The 22278-nt window shown below is 37.1% G+C and carries 22 protein-coding genes and 1 tRNA gene; 6 read left to right on the top strand and 17 right to left on the bottom strand.

The features are described 5' to 3' along the window. Positions 1-138: 138 nt before the first annotated feature. From AN161_RS19465 to AN161_RS19430, 9 genes are all read right to left on the bottom strand, one after another. A complete protein-coding gene (locus AN161_RS19465; protein ID WP_053596007.1) occupies positions 139-1359 on the bottom strand; it encodes an ABC transporter substrate-binding protein in 1221 nt (406 codons plus the stop codon). Between the two features lie 297 nt (positions 1360-1656). Then, positions 1657-1818 (bottom strand): hypothetical protein, encoded by a 162-nt coding sequence (locus AN161_RS29875; RefSeq protein WP_158003071.1) that lies wholly within the window; start codon positions 1816-1818, stop codon positions 1657-1659. 278 nt (positions 1819-2096) lie between these two features. Beyond that, the gene (locus tag AN161_RS19460) at positions 2097-2699 is read right to left on the bottom strand and encodes an SAM-dependent methyltransferase (RefSeq protein WP_053596006.1); all 603 of its coding nucleotides are present in this window, start codon (positions 2697-2699) and stop codon (positions 2097-2099) included. Positions 2700-2787: 88 nt separating this feature from the next. Next, entirely contained in the window at positions 2788-4581 is a 1794-nt protein-coding gene (locus AN161_RS19455; RefSeq protein WP_053596005.1) for a CotH kinase family protein, read from the bottom strand. Positions 4582-4629: 48 nt separating this feature from the next. Further along, on the bottom strand, positions 4630-5313 hold the full coding sequence (locus AN161_RS19450; RefSeq protein WP_053596004.1) for a DUF4956 domain-containing protein: 684 nt from the start codon (positions 5311-5313) through the stop codon (positions 4630-4632). Positions 5314-5334: 21 nt separating this feature from the next. Next, positions 5335-6036 (bottom strand): polyphosphate polymerase domain-containing protein, encoded by a 702-nt coding sequence (locus AN161_RS19445; protein WP_053596003.1) that lies wholly within the window; start codon positions 6034-6036, stop codon positions 5335-5337. A gap of 12 nt (positions 6037-6048) precedes the next feature. Continuing rightward, complete coding sequence (locus tag AN161_RS19440) at positions 6049-6912, bottom strand: peptidylprolyl isomerase (protein WP_075807298.1); 864 nt, start codon at positions 6910-6912, stop codon at positions 6049-6051. 126 nt (positions 6913-7038) lie between these two features. Beyond that, positions 7039-8466, bottom strand: coding sequence for a HAMP domain-containing sensor histidine kinase (locus AN161_RS19435; protein ID WP_053596001.1), 1428 nt, complete (start codon positions 8464-8466; stop codon positions 7039-7041). After that, positions 8450-9136: a response regulator transcription factor gene (locus tag AN161_RS19430; RefSeq protein ID WP_053596000.1), complete on the bottom strand. Its 687-nt coding sequence runs from the start codon at positions 9134-9136 to the stop codon at positions 8450-8452. Before AN161_RS19430 ends, AN161_RS19435 begins: the two co-directional genes overlap by 17 nt. A 266-nt stretch (positions 9137-9402) precedes the next feature. Between AN161_RS19430 and AN161_RS19425 the strand changes: the two genes are divergently transcribed. After that, on the top strand, positions 9403-9738 hold the full coding sequence (locus AN161_RS19425; protein WP_053595999.1) for a heme oxygenase: 336 nt from the start codon (positions 9403-9405) through the stop codon (positions 9736-9738). A gap of 221 nt (positions 9739-9959) precedes the next feature. On the opposite strand, the gene AN161_RS19420 is transcribed toward AN161_RS19425, so the two are convergent. Next, a complete protein-coding gene (locus tag AN161_RS19420; RefSeq protein ID WP_053595998.1) occupies positions 9960-10976 on the bottom strand; it encodes a YeiH family protein in 1017 nt (338 codons plus the stop codon). A 113-nt stretch (positions 10977-11089) separates the two neighbouring features. Between AN161_RS19420 and AN161_RS19415 the strand changes: the two genes are divergently transcribed. Both AN161_RS19415 and AN161_RS19410 read left to right on the top strand, forming a co-directional pair. Next, positions 11090-11971 carry a LysR family transcriptional regulator gene (locus tag AN161_RS19415; RefSeq protein WP_053595997.1) on the top strand — a complete coding sequence of 294 codons (882 nt, stop codon included), beginning with the start codon at positions 11090-11092 and terminating at the stop codon, positions 11969-11971. 84 nt (positions 11972-12055) lie between these two features. Next, complete coding sequence (locus AN161_RS19410; RefSeq protein ID WP_053595996.1) at positions 12056-12376, top strand: hypothetical protein; 321 nt, start codon at positions 12056-12058, stop codon at positions 12374-12376. A gap of 20 nt (positions 12377-12396) precedes the next feature. Here the strand turns inward: AN161_RS19410 and AN161_RS19405 are convergent, their stop codons facing one another. After that, entirely contained in the window at positions 12397-13317 is a 921-nt protein-coding gene (locus AN161_RS19405) for a LysR family transcriptional regulator (protein WP_053595995.1), read from the bottom strand. Between the two features lie 225 nt (positions 13318-13542). Between AN161_RS19405 and AN161_RS19400 the strand changes: the two genes are divergently transcribed. Then, positions 13543-14733 carry a coenzyme F420-0:L-glutamate ligase gene (locus AN161_RS19400; protein ID WP_053595994.1) on the top strand — a complete coding sequence of 397 codons (1191 nt, stop codon included), beginning with the start codon at positions 13543-13545 and terminating at the stop codon, positions 14731-14733. A gap of 153 nt (positions 14734-14886) precedes the next feature. Here AN161_RS19400 and AN161_RS29870 read toward each other — a convergent pair. From AN161_RS29870 to AN161_RS19390, 3 genes are all read right to left on the bottom strand, one after another. After that, positions 14887-14958 (bottom strand) — tRNA-Pro (locus AN161_RS29870). A gap of 87 nt (positions 14959-15045) precedes the next feature. Further along, positions 15046-15681 carry an RNA ligase family protein gene (locus tag AN161_RS19395; protein WP_053595993.1) on the bottom strand — a complete coding sequence of 212 codons (636 nt, stop codon included), beginning with the start codon at positions 15679-15681 and terminating at the stop codon, positions 15046-15048. A 23-nt stretch (positions 15682-15704) separates the two neighbouring features. Then, entirely contained in the window at positions 15705-16661 is a 957-nt protein-coding gene (locus AN161_RS19390; RefSeq protein ID WP_053595992.1) for an AAA family ATPase, read from the bottom strand. Between the two features lie 282 nt (positions 16662-16943). Between AN161_RS19390 and AN161_RS19380 the strand changes: the two genes are divergently transcribed. Together AN161_RS19380 and helD are read left to right on the top strand one after the other, a co-directional pair. Further along, positions 16944-17249 (top strand): hypothetical protein, encoded by a 306-nt coding sequence (locus AN161_RS19380; RefSeq protein ID WP_143114931.1) that lies wholly within the window; start codon positions 16944-16946, stop codon positions 17247-17249. Between the two features lie 219 nt (positions 17250-17468). Continuing rightward, a complete protein-coding gene (gene helD, locus AN161_RS19375; RefSeq protein ID WP_053595989.1) occupies positions 17469-19775 on the top strand; it encodes an RNA polymerase recycling motor HelD in 2307 nt (768 codons plus the stop codon). A 175-nt stretch (positions 19776-19950) separates the two neighbouring features. On the opposite strand, the gene AN161_RS19370 is transcribed toward helD, so the two are convergent. From AN161_RS19370 to AN161_RS19360, 3 genes are read right to left on the bottom strand one after another with little or no spacing between them, the layout of a single operon-like run. Continuing rightward, positions 19951-20706, bottom strand: a complete 756-nt coding sequence (locus tag AN161_RS19370; protein ID WP_053595988.1) for an amino acid ABC transporter ATP-binding protein — start codon at positions 20704-20706, stop codon at positions 19951-19953. Between the two features lie 13 nt (positions 20707-20719). After that, the gene (locus AN161_RS19365) at positions 20720-21421 is read right to left on the bottom strand and encodes an amino acid ABC transporter permease (protein ID WP_053595987.1); all 702 of its coding nucleotides are present in this window, start codon (positions 21419-21421) and stop codon (positions 20720-20722) included. A 12-nt stretch (positions 21422-21433) separates the two neighbouring features. After that, a complete protein-coding gene (locus AN161_RS19360; protein ID WP_053595986.1) occupies positions 21434-22141 on the bottom strand; it encodes an amino acid ABC transporter permease in 708 nt (235 codons plus the stop codon). Positions 22142-22278 lie beyond the last annotated feature (137 nt).

Below are 22278 nucleotides of genomic sequence, written 5' to 3'. Positions count from 1 at the left end.
CTTTATCTTCATTTAGAGGTGTTTAGACACTAAGGAACCATATTCGCATTCATCTTTCAATGGTGGGAGTCTTCTCTGAATGAAGATAAAATATAAAAAGGAAGGCGTGTTTACCCGCCTCCCCTTGCCTACAAAACATTAAGGATTAACTTTAGAGTTGAACACTTGTTTACCGTCTTTAAATTCAAGAACTGTTGCTGTTTTAATTGGGTTATGATTTTCGTCAACTGAGAAAGTACCTGTTACTAAAGAAAGATCTTTTGTGTCAGCTAATGCGTTTTTAATTGCTTCCCCATCCGTAGAGCCTGCACGTTTAATAGCATCCGCAATGTAGTAAATAGTGTCATAGCCAAGTGCATTAAATGCATCTGGTGCTTTATCGCTGTTCGCTGCTTTAAACGCCTTTACGAAGTCTTGAATTTTTGCATCTTTGTCTTCTGAAGAGTAATGGTTTGTGATGAACGTATTGTTAAGTGCATCCGCACCAGCTAGCTCTACTAATGTTGGTGAATCCCAACCATCAGCTCCCATCAGTGGCACTGTAATACCCATTTCACGCGCTTGTTTAACAATTAAACCAACCTCTTCATAATATCCTGGGATAAAGATGAAGTCTGGGTTCTCTGCTTTAATACTTGTTAATTGTGTACGGAAGTCAGCATCCTTCGCTACATACGCTTCTTCCTTTACAACTTTCCCGCCATTTTTTGTAATTGTTTCTTTAAATGATTTCGCTAAACCTTTTGCATAGTCAGACGCGTTGTCCGCAAAAATAGCTACATTTTTAGCCTTTAAGTTATCAGCAGCAAAGTTTGCTGCCACAATCCCTTGGAATGGGTCAATGAAACAAGTACGGAATGCATACTCATTAATGCTACCGTTATCATTTACTGTAATGTTTGGAGCAGTACCAGAACCAGTAACAATTGGGATTTTATTTTTATTCGCAATTTGAACAGTAGCAACTGTATTACCAGAAGTTGCTGGCGCTAGCATTGCTACTACTTTATCTTGCGTTGCTAGTTTAATAGCTGCTGCAGTAGCCTCTGAGTTTTCTGATTTGTTATCTACTTTAATAAGGTCAATTTTTTTACCGTCGATCCCGCCATTATCATTAATCTCTTTAACAGCAAGATCTGCCCCCAGAGCAATTGAAGAACCATAGGAAGCTACGTTACCTGAAAGCTCTAAGTTTGCACCGATTTTAATAGTATCACCGTTAGATGAGCCACCACCTGATGATGATCCTCCTCCTGAACTTGAACTATCTCCATTACCACAGCCAGCAAGAACTCCAGCAAGTAGTGAAGATGCAATTAGAAGTGAGCCGAACTTTTTAAGCTTTTTGTTCTCTTTCATAATTATATTCCCCCTTATTTTTTCAAATGTTAGATATTTCTGATAATTATAAACAATTATATTCATTTCCTCAATAACAAAAATAACCAAAATAATTATTTATAACTACTAAAACTGAACTACAATATTATTCATTTATGCCTTTTACATTGTAAAACATTCTTTATATTTAGTCTAGAGTGATTTTTCAGTATAATTTGTTATTTAAGAATTATCTGTTAATTTTATATATATATGAGTATAGAACTATATTTTTTTACAATAAAACTTCTTAAAGGAGGCCCATTTTTTGGATCATCACCATAACGTGTGGTTGATTTCCGTTCCGACTGGGCGCTTTGCCGCTGACGCTTCGCTTTCGCACAGATAAAACATTGTTCGCTTTCGCGCAGAGCAAAGCTTCCTGGGGGCGTCCGATGAGCCACTGATCCCGAAGGAGTCGCCCAGTTTCCACTCCAATCAACTAATATACATGGTATACGTTTTAACAAATGTCACCCACAACTTTTGGTGGTAAACCCATTTTTTAAAAAATTGAAAGATATTTATCTTTTTAGGAAATACCAACAACCCTCTTTTAATAGAATTACTAACTACTATATGTACTTTTATTTATAGGAAAACAAAGGGTGTATTAGATAAATTATCCATGGAATGGAGTGAGGAAAGGAATAGGGGTTCTAATATTTTGTGAAACAGAAGCAATTATTAATAAAAAGAGCCTAGAGTACTGAACTCTAAGCTTCTTTCAAAACAAACACACAGAGGCGTTCGTTAATATTTGTTTCATTTTCAAGATGAACCTCATGGATTAACTCAAAAGGTGTCCCATGATGTAAAAACTGCAAATAATCATATGGTGGATAGTATAAAATAATATGAATTTCACGCATATGCTGCTCATAAGACTTCCAAATATTATGAATGACTGTACGGAAAATATGGATTGAAAACGGATTAAAAAAAAAGAAAACCGTGTCGCATGGTTGAATAGCATAGTCTTCCGCTATTGAATGAATAAGTGTAATTGGAGCTTGAGCACTCTTTTTCTGAAGGTAGCTCCTTTTATTATTCTCAGCCTCTGCATAAAAACCTGCATCCATTTCTATCCCAATCGTTGGAATATGCAATTTATGATGTACGTAAATCGGGACCCTCCCTTTTCCACACCCCATATCAATAAATACTGGATTATCAGGCATTTCATACTCTGAAAATAATTGTTCTAATCCAACATACGGTGTTGGTTCATAGCGATGGTAATGAGCTAGTTTAGGGAAACCGTATTGTTCACCGACTGTGTTAATATGCAAATTTTTATCAAATTGATGTTCATTCATAATAGTAGACTCCTAAAAAAAGAATGCTTTATTTTAGCACGACCAAAAGAAAAAACCATACCCAAATGTTTTGGATATGGTTATTTTTTTAACGACCTCTTCGGTTAAATTTAAAAACAAAGAGAAGCCCTATTATTAACAAGGCCAAGCAAACAATTGCTGTAAGCATTGTATTTTTATCGATAACAGTTTCTTGCTTTAATTGTTCATCGCTTTGGTTAGGCATCCCCATAGGGCCACCATTTTGGTCAGGACGCTGCATTGGACCATCACCATTTGGTCCTTCCCCCTGATTATCGCCATTTTGATTAAATGGAGGGGCTTGTGAAGGATCAAAGTCATCTGGTCTTTGCATCGGATTATTCATTTCATCATTTTCGTTTGGATTAGGCATTTCCATATTCCCTTGTGACGTTGTAGTTGCTTCTACAACAAGCTCTCCGGACAGCTGCTTTAAAATAGATTCAGAACGTTGTTTAGCAAATTCAGGGAGACTATTTTCTCCTTCTACCGCTTCTAAGAACTGTTCTGTTGTAGAGAATTTCGTAGGATCTGCTTCGACATAAGTCGTTAATAACAATGCTAAATTTTTGGTAATGTTTTGTACGTAATCTTCTGTTAAGTAATTAGTTGCCAGCTCTTCTAAATAGCCTTCGTATTTAGCACGATACTCTTCATTGGAAAGTAAGGTGTTTAATAGCGGTCGCTCCTCTAATGTTGTACCAGATACAGGTGTAGTCACACTAAAGTTGATAGCACTATCTGCCATCAGATTGCTAGACATTCCAATCCCCATATTTAATCCACCCTGATTACGATCACCATTAGGCTGTCGCCCTTGCTGTTGCTGCTCACCATTATTTGATCTATCCGATTTATCATTTATCTGTGCCTCCTCAGGGGCCTTCATATCGGCATTAGCTTGGATTTGATTATTGCCAACCATTCTACCGCCTTCACCCCCAACACCGAAGCCACCAAAGGACATATTAAAATCCCAAGGTATAATAGAAAACACACCATCATCCTCATACAAATAGTAGTTGTGTTTCATATTTCCCTGATAACTATCAAGATTTACGAGTGCAGTGTTCACAGCAAAATAACGCAGCATTTCATCGACAGCAATATATTTTTCAATACTACCGCCATTATTGATGGCATCAAGCATCTCAATGAACTTTGATTGATCAATATTGTCCTCGTTCGTTTTTAAGCCGATTCCCGTATAATCAGCAATATCCTCACTAATATATTTTAAATCACTGCCCATCCCATCTGGCTTAAACAAAAATCCATCATTAGAGCCGTAGTTATTTGCTAAGAATGTTTCATCCACCGCTTCTACCCCTAAGAATAGTCCGTGTTCTTCACCATTTACAGTTACATACATATATGAATGTGCTGGTGTTGGTAATCCCATCTGTTCCATTAGCTCATAAGAAATATATTCTCGCATTAAGGTTGTATCACTGAAATTATTGTTTAAATTTAATTTTTTCAAGCCGTATAAGCTTTGTGTATCATCATAATAATCGAAGTCGATTTTTAAGCTATATCGATCCGAGTCGCTACTTACAACCGAGCGCAGTGATGAACTTCCCTTTGTACGAATTGCTACATTCTCAATTCTCTTGCCATTTACAGTGATATCCGCTTGCTTTAACTCCTTAGCTGCCGCATTTTCTAGCATATCCGCCCAGTCTTCTTCGGCTATTTCAATATCTACTGTTGTCACCTTATTCTTATTAAACACAATTGTCTCATAGGAGAACTCGGTATTTTTCGTCTCAATGCCTACGTTTGGAAACACAGCAAACACAACAACAAAGAGGAGTAGTAAAATTGCCATACAAAGATAGACAAATCGCGTTTTAATCATTATCTAACACCTCTCTTCATAGTTAAAATACTCCTCTAGAGTGGGCTACTAAGCAGTGAAATTACCATCGTAACTTAGCATTACTGCTGATTTTACTCCAGGTACTTTTGTAAGATTGTCCATCAGTTTTGCATCATTTTGTTTAACACGAATTTCATAGGTTGTTTCGATCTCGACATCCGACATAATAGATTTAGATTTTAAAGCGAATTTTTTAGATTGTGCAGCAATAATACGCTCTACTTCCTCACAAGCAAAATCTTCTTCAAATTTCACAATTAAAAGGTATGGATTTTCCACAGTAATTTTGTTCACTAATACAAGTAACACAAGACCAATTAAGACTGCACCAATAATAACGAGTGGAATAAATCCTGCACCACAAAGTATCCCAGAAACTATTGCCCAGAAAATATATACTAAATCCATCGGGTCTTTAATAGGTGTACGGAAACGCACGATTGATAGCGCACCAACCATACCTAGTGATAACAGGACATTCGAACTTATTCCCATAATCACTAGAGCCGTTGCCATTGTCATAATGAGCAGCGAAATATTGAAGGAATGAGAGTAAATCACTCCGTTAAAGGTTTTCTTGTAGACAGCGTAAATAAAAAGCCCGACAAAGAAAGCTACAACTAACCCTATCATTGAATCTATTAATGAAAATGATGTTGTTTTCTCTAAAAAGTTGGATTTAAAGATATCGTTAAATTTTATAGTATCCATTGTTCATTTCTCCTTTATAAATTAGCCGTACATGCGACTAAGCTGATATTTTGAAAAAGCCTCAGCACGTGTATCCACTGATTGTAGTAAGTACTTAATAATATCCGGCAAGTACTCATCATATTTCACTTCTAAAATAACTAGGTTTGGCTCAAGTACATCGACCATCGGCAGTCTCGGATTAAACATATTTGTATTACGGAGGCTTGACTGTACTTTACTATCGAAAGTGACACGCACATTTCCAAAGGGATAGATGTAGGCCTCACGCTCGTAATCGACAACCGTTATTGGCTTCAATTGGTTATACTTCATTTCCTTGTGTAAATCTTGAATTAACGCTCGTTTGTCTTCCTCCATCCAAGCGATATCTCCACTATGCATTTTTTCATATTCCTTTTGAGTTATGGCACACTTCGTTTTAAAGGTTAAATTATTACGTTTGCTTTTCCGCTCTAAATTAATAATTTCAGTGGATTTTCCATAAATTCGTACTCGGTATTTATCTCGATTGATAAAACCCTCTTTTTTCTCATTAAGAACCTTGTTCGCCAAATTATCGAAGTATGTGCTGCGAATTAAATACTTGCCATTCGTTCCAGCATGCTTGTCTAGCTGCATCACATGCTGAATCTTAGTTTTTAGTAAGGCATAGTCCGGATAGGAGATAGCCTGTTTAATCTCCTTTCGACCGTTAGGATTAAACGAAGTAAGAGTAGGCATATAGTTCACTCCTTACATTTTTTCAATTTTGTATTGCTCTTGTTTTTCAGCTAACCAAGACGCGTATTCTTCATTTATACGCTCTTCAAGCATAGTCGCATAAACTTCATCCTTTACATCCTCGAATACTGCCTCTTCTGCTGGTACTTTATCGGTTACTTTAATGATGTGATAGCCTTCTGATGTTTGAACGATGTCACTGATGCTACCTTTTTCAAGACCAAATGCGACTTCCTCAAACTGCTCATCCATTTGTCCACGGCTAATATAGCCTATTTCCCCGCCATCCTCATTCGTTGTTGAATCGATTGAATATGTTTTTGCTAGCTCCGAAAAATCCTCACCAGCATTTATTTTTGCTAGCACATCTTTTGCCGTTGCCTCATCCTCCAATAAAATATGACTGGCTACGACTTCTTCCTTTTGTCCATAGCTATCCTTATTGTCCTCAAAATATTGGGCTACCTCCTCATCTGAAATGTCAATGCTTGCAGCAATAACATTTTTTGTAAGCTGATACATGCGAATATTATCCTTCACACTCTGCTCTGTCAGTCCATTTGCCTCTAGTGCAGCTTGTAACGATTCCTCCCCACCATACGAATCCGCTAACTCATCATACTCTGCTTGAATAGCGTCCTCGGATACAGAAACTTCCTCTTTTTTCGCCTCTAGCTCAACTATTTTATTGGTAATTAGTGTATCTAATACCTCTGTACCGTATTGTTCACGCAATGCGTCATCTAGCTCTGTTTGTAAAATCTTTTCACCGTCAACCTTCGCCACATAATCGCTGCTCTCACCACATCCGGCTAGCAGCATTAATAATGCAGCGGGTAAGGTCATCATTCGGAAAAACCTTTTGTTTGCGGTCATCCTTGATCCCGTCCTTTCTTTTGGTTTCTCGTTTACAATGCTTACTATAAAGGTCTAATGTGTCAGTCAGATGTCAGCTTTACATTTCCTTCAAAAATTTTTTACAAAGAAAAAACTACTACGCCTTTATAGCGTAGTAGCCTTTTTCAGTGTTATTTCAAAGCATGTCCCTGATGAATTACTGTCAATTAATCGTAAATCACCACCTATTGACTGTGCCATCATTTTACTAAGTGATAATCCTAAGCCTAAGCCACGGACCGCATATTTTTTATTTTCTCCTCTATAAAAACGTTCAAAGATAAATGCCTGTTCTTCTTGAGCAATGCCACGTCCTGTGTCGCTTACATTAATTAAGACAGCATCCTCTTTTTCCATCAGCGTTATGGTAACGATCCCCCCCTGCATGGCCTGCTTTGCATTCGTCAATAGATTCGTCACTATTTGCTGCGTCCTTACTACATCAGCCTGTACATCAACCGATTTTACGAGAAAGTCCATTTGTATTTTTACAGTTTCGTCATCCTGCATTACTTCCCATTGTGCGACGGCATCACGTATTAGCTGGTTAACATTTATATTTTCAACCTTTACCGGAATTGCATCTACCGCAAACTGATTAAAAGCTAGCAAGTCGCCAACCATTGTTTTCATTTTCGTCGTTTCTACTAGTGCCATTTGAATAAATTCACTAGCGTCCTGGCCCCTAACAACACCATCTTTCACTGCCTGCAATAATCCACTAATAGATGTGACTGGTGTTTTTAGTTCGTGGGTGACGCCTGCTAATAATTCTGTTCGAGTCTTTTCTAATTGTTCTAGCTTATTCGCCATTTCCTTAAAGGATGTAACGAGCTCATAAATTTCTTCTTCCTTATTATTTTGAGGCAAATCAAATGTATAGTTCCCCTCCTGCACTTGCTTTGCCGCTTCGGCAACTTGTTTTATTGGATGTGCTAAACGTTTTGATAAAGAATAAATAGCACACCAGCCTAATACAGCAAGTGCTCCGATTAGTAATGCCAACTGCCCATATGCTTGATTAACCCTCGTTAAATTCTCCTTTTTCTCTAAGACAAGCACCCAGCCAACTACTTTATTGTTATTTTCGAGTTTCTTTTTTACGACATATTGAACTGACTCTTGTCCCTCATTCGTTACAGTTATTTTCTTTGTCCCTTCTTCACCATCCAGCAAGTTTGCAACGTTTTTTGCACTACCTGGCGGCGCCGGTCGATTGCTACTTACTATATTGCCTTCCGTATCTACAACATATAAAATGGGATCAATTTCTCTCATAGTAAACCGATCACGATTTCCGATAAAACCTGGAATACTACCCATAGGTCCAATATTTTGACCTGAAGTATCTGTTAGGCGATATACAGTCTCATCTGCTAAAAACTCCATCATCTCCAGTCGATTTTGAAACGTCGTATGACGAATCCATGCCGCAGAAATAAAAGAGATAATAGCTAGGCCTACAAAGAGCGTTAATAAATAGCGGCTTGTCCAGTAGTTCAGTAAAGATATTCGCTTATTTTTTTTGAACACTTAGCTGATACCCCAATCCACGTAGTGTCTTTATTTCTCCCTCTTCCTCATCCCATTCCTTAAGTGCCTTTCGTAGTCGCTTCATTGCTAAATCTACCGCTCTATCACTACCTTCATACTCCCAGCCCCAAACTTGATCTATAAGTTGCTCACGTGTAAATGTTTGGTTTGGATGTTCGGCCAAAAATAAAAGCACTGATAAATCTCTAGGAGTTAAGACTATTTCCTCTCCCTTAAGTAGCACTCGATGGGCTTTCATATCAATCTCTAGCCCACCAAAGCGTTTTATTTCTGAAGATTCACGATTTCCTTCAGCGCGCCTTAAAACTGCCTTTACTCTTGCCACTACCTCGTCAGCTATAAATGGTTTTGCAATATAATCGTCTGCTCCTTGGTCGAAGCCCTCTAAACGATAATTCACATCACCTAACGCCGTTAGCATAATAACTGGACAAGAACTAATTTCTCTAATTTCCTTTAAAATTAACCAACCGTTTTTCTCTGGTAACATGATATCAAGTAATACTAAATCAGGCTGCACCTCTTGAAATATATCCAATGCCTGCCCGCCATTAAAACATTGCATAACATCATAGCCTATTTTTTTCAAATATGCCTTCAAAACTTGGCTAATTGCATATTCGTCTTCTACTACTAATATTTTTGCCATGCACTTTCACCTCGTCACCAGCTCGTTCGTGTTTTCATTATATCATCGGATTATGTCAGTTTAATGTCAGGACCTAATGTGGCGCTTATTTCTTTGATTCGATGATGGTTCACACACTACAAATGTCGAGTTATTTGTAATTTACATTGCTCTTCTATTGACAATGTCTTCCTACGCCACTTATCATTGATTGCGAATGATAATCACTGATAACTCATTCACATAGTAGATTTTTTCTAACTAGAAAATGATTAGGGGGGAAAAGCATGATTATTGTTACAAATCGTATTCAAGTCAAACCCGGCTTTGCTACAAAAATGGCACCGAACTTTACAAAGCCAGGACCTCTACAGCAGTTCGAAGGCTTCCATAAAGTAGAGGTGTTAGTTTCAACTGATGATCCGACTTATGACGAAATGAGCGTCAATATGTACTGGGAGTCCATGGAACATTTCCAAGCTTGGCGTAATAGCGATGCATTCGCTGCGGCACATCACCGACCAGAACCAGGCTCTGAGGGAGCAAAACCTGAAAATAGTCCAATGATAGGTAGCAAAATAGTTATAGCTGAATTGGCTTCTTCAATTGAAGCATCACGCTAATTTTCCGAAGCATAATTTATGTTGTATACCATATCCCCACTTTTTATGAGACAGTGGGATAAAACTAAAAAAATCTAAAATATCTTCTGATTCTATCTAAAAAAAACCCTGCATATTCGAAATATGCAGGGTTTTTTTGAATACTTTATCTTCATTCAGCGGAAGACACCTACTGAATGAAGATAAAGCCTCCGGACGCAATTACGCCAAGGCGAAATTGATCACATGAAAATAACTAAAACATATCCAAGTATTGATAAGCAAACCGAACCGATAAGTCCGGCAATAAACGCTTTTACGCCTAATTGTTTAAATGTTTTTATCTCTACATTTAAACCTAGTCCAGCCATCGCCATCCCAATTAAAATATAAGCGATATTTACAAATGTTTGCGCTACATTAGCTGGTACAATCCCTAACGAATTAATAGCACTCATCGCTAAAAACCCAAGAATAAACCAAGGAATTATTGACAGTGAAAATCCTTCTTTATCCTGCCCCTTATCCGTTTTTCGATATAAAATACCGATGACAATGGCTACCGGTACAAGCAATGCAACACGTGTTAGTTTTACAATAACCGCTATGTCAATAGCTTCATTTCCACCCGCTGAGGCTGCTGCAATAACATGAGCAATTTCATGTAGCGTGCCCCCGGCGAAAATACCATATTCAGTAGGAGTTAAGTTAAATACTGAGTATAACACCGTGTAGACTAATGTGAATACAGTCCCTAGTAATGCGACTATCGCTGCGCCCACTGCCGTTTCTTTTTCGTTTGCTTTAATTTGAGGAGCAATAGCGACAACAGCAGCCGCTCCACAAATGGCTGTGCCACAAGCTGTTAATATGCCTAGCTTCTTATCAACATGAAACACCTTCGTTAAGCCATATACAACCACTAAAGCAAATACCAGATTAATAAATGCAATAAGAAAGACACTCGCTCCAGCATTATAAATATCCGCTAAATTTAAGCGCATACCCAGTAAAATAATGCCGAGGCGTAATAATTTTTTACTTGAAAATGTTATGCCTGTTTGCCATGAATCCTGTACCTTAAAGGTTGCTCTCCAAGCCATACCTAATATAATGGCAATGACAAGCTGCCCCAATATTGAGAAGAACGGAAATGTCGAAATATACTTTGCCATTAAGGCAATAATAAGTGTCAACAATATCCCCTTCATAAACGCTGGGGTCAGGAAACTTTTTAACCTATGCTGTCCATTATCCATGTTGTTCACTTCTTTCATCCTTGATGATTATTACTTTATTAAAAAGTTAATCATTAGTAAAATACATATATATAATCGCAATTATTAATATTTCTAATAATAGGAGTGATGACATGCAATATGATGCTTTAAAAACATTCATCACACTGGTGGAGGTCAATAATTTTACGAAAGCCTCGGAAATACTTCATATTTCACAGCCAAGTGTCAGTTTACACATAAAAAACTTGGAGCAAGAATTCCAAACGACCTTATTTATCCGTTCACCAAAATCTGTACAAATTACACCAACTGGGGAAATTTTGTATAAACGAGCTAAGCAAATGATGGCAATTGCAGAGTCGGCAAAGGAAGATATTTTAGCCTACCATCATGAAATTCAAGGTACACTCGTTATTGGCGCTAGTTTTACAATTGGCGAATATATTTTGCCACCTATAATAGCGAGTCTTCAACAACAATTCCCTCAGCTTGAGCTCCAAGTTATTATTGGCAATACGAAAGAAATCATTCAATATACAAAATTGTTACAGGTCGATATTGGCCTTATTGAAGGACAAGCACACGACAATGAACTTATTATTAAACCGTTTATGCAGGATGAGCTATTTATTGTCAGTGCGAGCAATCATCCACTTGTAAGGAAGTCGGCTATTACCGTTACGGATTTGCAGCAGCAAAATTGGGTTGCACGTGAAGAAGGCTCTGGCACTCGATATTATTTAGATCATTTATTTAGAGCAAATGGGCTCCAAGTGCATTCACTTCTTACCATTAGTAGCAATCAAGGTGTGAAAGAGAGCGTTATTCAAGGGCTTGGACTTTCATTACTGTCTGCCAGTGTCATTGAGCGTGAATTAAAAAATGACGATATAAAAATTTTGCCTCTCGAGGAACAGCATTTTATACGAACATTTTCTTATCTGTACTCACCTACAATGAAAAATAAACGCAATGTTGATACCCTTATAGAAGCACTATTAAAAAAAGCTTAGCGGATTACTAGTGGCTAAGCTTCATGTTGTTGAAAACTATTATGTCGATGAAATTAAAGTGTCACATTAATTAAAGTGTGCTCTTTGGCAAAGAGAGGGGTTGATTTAGCATGTATCTTCTGGCATGTTACTCTAATTTATAATGATAAAATGAAGCGGCAACAATGTAAGCGAAGGAAACGGCTCGACACTCGCCCACAGGAAGCTCTGCTCTGCGCGAAAGCGAAGCGAACAATGTTTTATCTGTGCGAAAGCGAAGCGACAGCAACAATGTTTTATCTGTGCGAAAGCGAAGCGACAGCAACAAAGCAAGTAGCCCGGAACGAAACCCCCCCTCATTTAAGGCGCCACAACATTCACAAAGATTTCCCTGGCCATTTTGTTTTTCAACACTATGAAGCTTAGCGGATTACCAGTTGCTATGCTCACTTTATAATTCTTGGATTTAGACGTTTACGCTCCTGCTTATGCTCAATGATTTCTACAAATTTCAACGCTGCTCGAGATAAAGGTACACTTTTCAAATAACACATGCCAATGCTTCGTGTCGGTATACATTCTGTTAATGTTAGCTCATAAAGAAGTCCTCGCTGTAAATAATCCATAGAAAATTCTTTCGTTACACAAGCAATTCCTAAATTACTGCGTGCAAACTCCAGTACTAGATCATGTGAGCCAAGCTCAAACTCAGGTTCAATGTGGATTCCTCTTGTAAATAAATAATCTTCTACATACTTTCTTGAATTTGATTTTTTTTCTAAAAAAACAAGTGGAAACTTTAACAGATCCTCGAAGCTTAAACTTTTTGATGCCAACGTTTTGTACTTCTCACCACATACAAAAATATCTTGAACCTCTGTGCAAGCTGTTAACTGTAATGTCTGATCTTCTATTGGAAAATTACAAAGTCCTATATCGACCTCACCAGATTTAATAAAGTTACAAATCTCCGAAGTCGTTCCATTTAACATTTGTAATTTTATATTGGGATACATTGTATGAAACGCCTCTAGATAAGGCATTAAAAAAAAACGAGAAATAGTGTCCCCTACCCCTAGCTTCAACTGACCTGTTGTTAGATTTTTAAATTCTAGCAACTTCTCTTCACCAGCATCTAAAAGACCTAATGCTGAATTCGTATACTCATATAGAAGGCTACCCTCCGTTGTTAACGTTACCCCTTTAGGTGTGCGATTAAAGAGACGTGTACCGAGCTCCTTTTCTAATTGCATCATGGCTTGACTAACAGCTGGTTGAGTCATATATAAATCTTTAGCAGCCCTTGAAAAGCTATTATTTTTAGCAACAACACAAAAAACACGATATAAATCTAATTTCCCTATCATATAAGCACCCCTTATAGCTATTATACGAACTATTAATTTTACTTATATCACTAAAGCGGCGTATAGTAAAATCATATTGGTTTTATTTTACTTTATATAAATTCTTTCAGCGGGTGTCACTGAATCGGTAAGGAGTTCTTTGTGCAAGCACAAAGCCGATTCCGGACACAATTATGCCGAGGCATAATTGATCATACATTTACCTATTAATGAGGAGAGATTATTTTGGAACGTGTAGTTGGTACAGTAGTAAGAGGTCTTCGTGGTCCAATTATTAATGAAGGCGATAATATTGAGCAAATCGTTGTTGATACGGCATTAAATGCAGCAAAGACTGAAGGCTATTCAATTGAGGATCGTGACATTGTCACAGTAACAGAATCCGTCGTAGCGCGTGCACAAGGTAACTATGCATCCATCGATGATATCGCAGCGGACGTAGCTGCTAAATTTGGTGACGATACTGTTGGTGTTATTTTCCCAATTCTAAGCCGTAATCGTTTCGCTAACTGCTTACGTGGTATTGCTAAAGGCGTGAAGAAAGTTGTTCTTATGCTAAGCTATCCATCTGATGAGGTTGGGAATCACCTAGTTGATATCGATGAGCTAGATGTAAAAGGTATTAATCCTTGGACAGATACTCTAACTGAGGTTGAATTCCGTGAGCATTTTGGCTACCAAAAACACACATTTACAGGTGTAGATTATATTGAATATTATAAAGAACTAATCGAAGCTGAAGGCGCTACTTGTGAAGTTATCTTTTCAAATAACCCAAAAACAATTTTAGACTATACGAAGAGTGTTTTAACTTGTGATATTCATACACGCTTACGTACAAAACGTATTTTAACGGCAAATGGTGCTGAAAAAGTATACAGTCTTGATAATATTTTAGCTGTATCTAATAACGGTTCTGGCTTTAATGCGGAATATGGTCTACTTGGTTCAAATAAAGCAACTGAAGATAGCGTAAAATTATTCCCACACACTTGCCAACCGATTGTTGATGGCATCCAAGCAAAAATCAAAGAAGCTACTGGTAAAACAGTTGAAGTAATGATTTACGGTGATGGTGCATTTAAAGATCCTGTAGGTAAAATTTGGGAGTTGGCTGACCCTGTTGTTTCTCCAGCTTACACTACTGGATTAGATGGCACGCCAAACGAAGTAAAACTAAAATACTTAGCAGATAATGATTTTGCGGAGCTTCGAGGCGAAGAATTAAAAGCAGCAATTTCTGAGTACATCCAAAACAAAGATGAAGATTTAACTGGTCAAATGGCTGCTCAAGGTACAACACCTCGTCGCTTAACAGACCTAATTGGTTCTCTTTCAGACTTAACTTCAGGTTCAGGTGACAAAGGAACACCAATGATTTATATTCAAGGTTATTTCGATAACTATACGAAATAAAAAGATAAAAAAATGAACTCCCATTTTCGTTTGGGAGTTCATTTTTTTAATAGTGGATCTGCTTAAATATCGACGCTATATCAAAAAAAGCTCCCTATCATTAAGGAACAAGCCCTTGTCACTACTGCCTTTTACGTTATAACCATTTATTTAGTGAGGATGACAGGAATCGAACCTGTAAATCCCTATCCTATAAGGGACATGCTGCCACTGCATTTTTCCTCATATACATTATGTATTATTAACCCCATTAAGAATTACATTTTTCTCAGTCCTTTTCTTTATAGTAGATTAAATCTTTTCAAATAAAACTTATTTCAGTTGATTAGGAATCAATTCTTCATTTAACCAATGTTCGCTTGTTCGAACATGATTCTGTCTAACAAATTTCCCTAGGTTATATTGAAAATCATCATAATGGAAGGCAGCCGCATTTCTAATAACATAACCTTCCTGCTCGCCCCCAAGGAGTGAATTTCCTGTAAAAGTCTTCTTTATTTTTTCTTCATCGAAAATGCCTCTATATAATACAGGTGCCGTTTCAACCCCTAGTTTAGCTGCATAGTCGACTGTTTCATCCCAGCTTAAACAAATATTTTTCTCATTCCAAATACTGAATAAATAAAAATAACTAGTTAACTCATTGTAGTAAATGGAATGTTTGGCATAAACATTTTCACCACATAATCTCCACTCTTCTGGAATTTGAAATGCAAATGTAGCATGAAACGTTTTTACCCAGTGCCTAGATGGATGATCTCCTGAACTTAAGCTTCTAGCATGCATATAGTTTCGATAAAGTGTTGTTCCTTCACCATCTAATTTTTCGGTTACAACAACCTCTTTTCCAATAAAATGATCAACATTTTTAGCAACCTTATCATCATGTGTATACCCTCTACTCCACGGCAAATGAAAGCTTCTTGGATATTTCATCAAATTGGTCATTAACTCACTTCCTTTGTTTACACTTATTTGGCAAATTGATCTGCTTCACGAAAGAAATAAAGCTTTGTTAATAAGTCACCATCTAATAAATGATAAATCTCACTTGATCCCTTATCGCCCCCGTATTGAATTAACATATGAAATTGTACTAACTTAACAACCTTTAAAACAAAGTCTTCTTCAAAGCCTAGCTCTAATAAAAAATGACAGACCATTTGAGCAGATACATTTTCATGTCCATAATATCCATATCTTTGTTGTAATTCTTTATATTTTTTACAAAATGGTTTGCCTACATCATGGAATAAAGCAGCTATTTGTAATGCTAGCTTGTCACTTTCCATATAGTATTCGTTCATATATTCATAAACAAAATACGTATGCTGGCAAAGTAAAAATTGATGGTATGGATTTTCTTGATTAAATTGATAAATCTCTTTAAATAGTTGGACTGATCTTAGCTTTTGAAAAAGCTCCTCATATGTGGGTTGACTTTGGATAAGGGAAATAAATTGATCTTTCGAGATTTCATACGGATTCGCTTCATGTACAATATGAACCTCTTCAAATCCTTCTCCCATTATCGGAAACTCTAAATTCTTTCTCATTTTTTCCATTATCACTAATGGAACTTTCCTCTTTCTTTGTTGATTTCTTGTTACACACAATGTGTAAGGTGTATCAAAATAATAGCATATGGCTTTCACATTACTAGGCAATTTACCTAGTGCAAATACTCTACGTTCCCGTTCAATATTTGTCGCATCGACAATAACGGATTGACCATTGGCCACACGTTCATTCAAACGTTCATACAAAACACGGAATACTATTCGTGATTGCTGCCTTGTAGCGTCACCAAATAACTCTTGACGTATGGCATCACTTGAAAGAATTAGCGCATTTTCGCGTTTTGCTAGCTCCTTAACAAACGTGCTCTTGCCACTTCCAGGTAGTCCAACTGTAAATATCACCTTCATTTTTTTCACCCCCTTTCAAGTGTCTATATCGTTTATAGATCCCTATTCTTTAGTAATCGATTAGCTTCTAATTTTCCTTATTGCATTATCAAAAATTAATCCTCGGCTTTACTTTAAAGTATGGAGATTAGTTTTTGAGGGTTAACATGATATAAGTTGGGTATGACATTTGTTACGTATACCATGTATATTAGTTGATTTCCGTTCCGACTGGGCGACTCCTTGGGGATCAGCGATAGAGGAACGAAGGCTAAGAGCATCACGTCCTGTGATAACGCCTTCGTGACCAACGTCGGTGCCGCTGCCGCTTCGCTTTCGCGCAAAAAACATCTGTTGGCCCAAGCGGCTCATCGGACGCCCCCAGGAAGCTTTGCTCTGCGCGAAAGCGGAGCGACAGCAACAATGGTTTATCTGTGCGAAAGCGAAGCGACAGCAACAATGGTTTATCTGTGCGAAAGCGAAGCGACAGCAACAATGGTTTATCTGTGCGAAAGCGGAGCGACAGCAACAATGGTTTATCTGTGCGAAAGCGGAGCGACAGCACCAAAGCGCCCAGTCGGAACGGAAATCAACCACACGTTATGGTGAAAAAGTCACATGCTTCAGAAGGGAAAATCAGGCTATAAAAAAAGACTGCTCCAACTTTGTGGAACAGCCTTTTGATCTCAAAACCGATTTTCCTTATAATTTTATTATAGCATAAATTTACAGAAATTACTAGACTATACTTCTTTCGCAACTAGCTGTATGATAAATGTCTCGATTCACAAGCCATACAAATTATTATGGAGAGGAATGTGAGTAACGTTGGAAAAGCAATATGAATGGACAGAAGAAAAACAGTATCTTGTTCTTTGTTTAAACACAGTTGGTCACAAAAAAGAGGCGTTGATACGAAAGGAAAAGGATTTTAGGGACAATGTTTTAACGTTAAAAAAAACCTTTTGGGACGACGTCAGAGTAAATTTAGATACGCCAGAGGATATAGACGAGACCTATTTTGCTATCAAACAACAAGCAGAGCTCTTATACGATTCCCAGCATGCTCAGCAACGTGTCATCAAGGATGTAAAAATTTATGACCGTTTACAGCAATCACCCTATTTTGCTCGTATTGATTTTTTACAGGATGGTCATAACGAACTTTTAAAGATTTATATCGGTGTCGCAACCTTAATGGATGAAGAGGATGAAAACATATTAATTTATGATTGGCGAGCCCCTATATCAAGTATGTATTATGATTACACGCCTGGTCCAGCTACTTATGAAACGTCAACTGAAGAAATTCAAGGTGAGATTCTTTTAAAACGGCAATTTATCATCAAGAACGGTCAATTACAATCCATGTTTAATACAGGTTTAACAATTGGTGATGATTTATTACTCGATATTCTCGCTCAAAATGCAAACGAACATATCCGTAGCATTGTAGCAACTATTCAAGCTGAGCAAAATAAAATCATTCGACATGTCAACACTCCTCATCTAATCGTAGAAGGTGTCGCGGGTAGTGGAAAAACGGCTGTTGCTCTCCAACGTGTTGCTTATTTGTTATATCATTATCGAGACCAAATTACCGCAGATCAAATTTTATTGATTACACCTAATCAGCTTTTTAACCAATATGTTCATACCGTTTTACCGGATTTAGGTGAAGATAATATGCAGCAATTAACCTTCTCCGAATATGCAACAAAACGTTTAGGTCGACAGTTCCAATTGGAATATCCTTATGAGCAATTGGAGTCACTTTTAACAGAGAAAGATGACTCACTCTATCAAACGAAGCTTACTATTATTTCTTTTAAAGCTAGCCTCCAATATCGAGAATTAATGGACAAATATATTAAGTACCTTGCAAATGAAGGTTTGCTGTTTAAAAATATTGTTTTTCGCGGAGAAAGAATTATTACAGCTCAAGAAATTGCTGAATACTTTTATTCATTCAATTCCACGATTCCCATCCCAAATCGACTGCAATTAGTGAAAGAATGGTTATTACAACAATTATCGAAAATTGAAAAAGCAGAACGGGCGAAAGAATGGGTAGAAGAAGCAAGTGAGCTTTTAGATATTGAAGAGTATACAAAAACCTATAGTGAACTTTTACATGAAGGGCGGTTTTCAGAAAACTCTTTTGATGATTTTGAGCAAGAGCGCAAGAAATTAGCTATCCAAATTGTCAAAAAACAGTTCAAGCCACTTCGTCAATCTGTAAAACAATTAAAGTTCGTTCATATGTTAGGCATTTATCGTCAAATGTTTGCAATGAACAATACTATTCATCAGCACTTACAGAACTTTTTACCCGAACATTGGGAAGAAATATGCCAACATACACACTCTCATTTAACAAAGCGTATTATTTCGTATGAAGATACTGCACCATTTTTATACTTACAGGACAAAATAGAAGGTCAACGAACAAATACGACGATTCGTCATGTTTTAATTGATGAAGCACAAGACTATTCTCCATTTCAGCTATTTGTATTACAACAATTATTCCCACGTGCACGTATGACTATATTGGGCGATGGACATCAAACCATCCATCCTCATACATTTAAAAACCCCTCACTGCTGACACCACAATTGTATGGTGAAAAAGCAGAAAAAATGATATTAACGAAAAGTTATCGCTCAACAAAACAAATTATTCATCTTACTTCGAAGATTTTACATGGGGATGCGAAAGTAGAAGCATTTAATCGAACTGGTCCCGAACCGACTATCACGATCGTTCCAAATGAAATAGATTTAATTGAACAGCTTGTCGAAAAAATTAATAGCTTGTCCCTAAATTTCGAAACAATTGCAGTCATCTGTAAAACAGAGCAAGAGTGTACGATGGTTTTTGATAAAATGAAGGACCAAGTAGATATTCAACTCATTACCCATAATACAAAACAATTTAAAAAAGGTATTTTACTGTTACCTACTTATATGGCAAAAGGAATTGAATTCGATGCTGTCTTGCTATACAATGCCTCCGCAGCTAATTATTCTAGGGAAACAGAACGTAATTATTTCTACACAGCTTGTACACGAGCTATGCACGAATTGCATATCTATTCCATTAACGAATTAACGCATTTTTTAAAGCTTTAACTTCTTTCAGGTATCCAAACACCCGCTGAAATAGAGGAACTCAGTCTAAGAACGCCACGTCCTGTGGCAACGACTGAGTGACCAACATCTTGTTGGCCTAAAGCCTCCGGCGGATGTCAAAAAAGAGAATCTGCATGCTTCAATTGAAAGCTTGCAAATTCTCTTCTTTTTATCTTTAAATGTAGTAAGTATAATCCTCAGGAATAACACGTTTTAAGAATTTCTTCGTGCGCTCCTCTTTCGGATTAACAAATATATCATGAGGGTTTCCTTCTTCTACAACGACACCGCCGTCCATAAAAATCACACGGTTTGCTACGTCCTTTGCAAAGCCCATTTCATGTGTGACAACAAGCATCGTTGTTCCCTCAGCTGCAATGTTTTTCATAACCTGAAGAACTTCTCCTACTAGCTCTGGATCAAGTGCAGAAGTTGGTTCATCAAATAAAATAATATCAGGATTTAATGCCACTGCTCGGGCAATACCAACTCGCTGTTGTTGACCTCCAGATAATTGACTTGGGTAGGAATCATACTTTTCTGATAAACCTACTTTATCAAGTGCCTTTTTACCAATTTCAATCGCTTCTGCCTTCGGAACTTTACGTCCTATAATAAGCCCCTCTGTCACATTTTCTAGCGCTGTTTTATTTGTGAAAAGATTATAGTTTTGGAATACAAATGCTACACGTTGACGAATGGAATGCACGTCCTTCTTCTTTACATCTTGAAAATCTACTTGAATATCTCCAAATGTCGCATGTCCTTGGTCGGCTTTTTCTAAAAAGTTAATGCAACGTAATAATGTTGTTTTTCCTGAGCCACTTGGACCTAAAATAACAACAACATCACCTTTATCAATGGCTAAATCAACACCCTTTAAAATTTCATTGTCACCAAATGATTTATGGATATTTTTAATGTCTAACATACTCGTTCACCCCTTAAGCTTTTGCCACTTTGAATTTGCTTAAATGTTTTTCATATCGTTTAAAAATGTATTCAACTGTGCTACATAAAATTAAGTACACAATGAAAATATCAATATATGCTTCTACGTAATTGTAGCCAACATTTGCAGCTACCTTAGCCTTTAATGTAATTTCAGGTAAGGACATTGCATAGCCTAAAGACGTCGCTTTAATGAGATTGACTGTAGCCGTACAAATATTTGGCATAGCTACTACTAAAGCTTGTGGAATAATAATACGGCGATAGGCTTGAATTGTTGATAAGCCTACTGCATGAGCAGCCTCTAGCTGACCTTTTTCAATCGTACTTAAAGCAGAACGAAATACCTCTATTAAAATGGCCGTTGTACTAAATGCGAAGACGATAAATGCATACCAAATCGGATTGATTTTATAAATATCATAGGCAATATTATATTTTTCAAAAATCATTTTAAGTAGTAATGGGATACTACTATAAATAATAAAGATTTGAATGATGATCGGTGTACCTCGGACAAAGGAGACATAAATTTTTGCTATATGGTGGATCACTGGGATTTTATTGACCCGTGTTAGTGCTAGTAGAAAGCCAAGTGGTAGAGCAACAAGCATAGCAACAATTGTCACAAGGAGTGCGATAGGTACACCTGATAATGCAACAAAAAATGTTTCAACTAAAAATTGATAATTCATGGTTACGCCTCCTTACGTTGTTTCTAATGTCTTTTTCCCCTTACCAAAGAACTTTTCTAGCATAGCGAAGAATTTTTCAATAATAATCGACAGCACCCAATAAACAATCGCTAAAGCAATATATATTTCTAATGCATGTGCATTAATATTACTTGCAATAATTAAATTTGCCTTTCCGACAATATCAATTAAGCCGATTGTATAAGCGAGCGCTCCTTCTTGTAATAACGCAATCATCCCATTCCCAAAGTTTGGTAATGCGATAACGAGTGCCTGTGGGAAAATAATACGTCGATAGGCCTGAAATGGCGTTAATCCCACACTAACAGCCGCTTCAAATTGCCCTCTATTAATGGCTAAATAGGCCGAACGAATAACCTCTGACATAATCGCTGCAAATTGTAAAGTGAACGTCACGACTACGAAAATGGCTGTATCGATTGAATGGAGATTTATGCCGAAGTTTTCCGCTAACGCTGGAACACCATAGTATACGAGAAATAATAAGACGATAGATGGTGTACAGCGCATAATCGTAGTATATAAATTCGCTAATGTTTGCAGTAATTTTATTGAACTTAGCTTGGCAGCCGCTAATAGTAAGCCAAATATTGTGCCTAGTACAATGGAAGATCCTGCAACTAAGAAGGTAACTTTTAAAAACGGCAATAATACAGGAATTGAGTTCCAAATGTATGATGCATCAAAATACTTCTCCATTTCCTCACCAACTTTTATATAAATATACAATAACAGGTGTGTTGATTAGCTATTTTTATTCACTAAAATTAATTCGAAGACGCTGATTTCCGTTACGGGCTACTTGCTTTGTTGCTGTCGCTTCTAATCAACACACT

Source organism: Lysinibacillus sp. FJAT-14222 (genome assembly GCF_001278875.1).
Taxonomy (GTDB): Bacteria; Bacillota; Bacilli; order Bacillales_A; family Planococcaceae; genus Lysinibacillus; species Lysinibacillus agricola.
The sequence above is the reverse complement of the archived record's forward strand: the minus strand, read 5'-3'. Positions and strand labels throughout refer to the sequence as shown.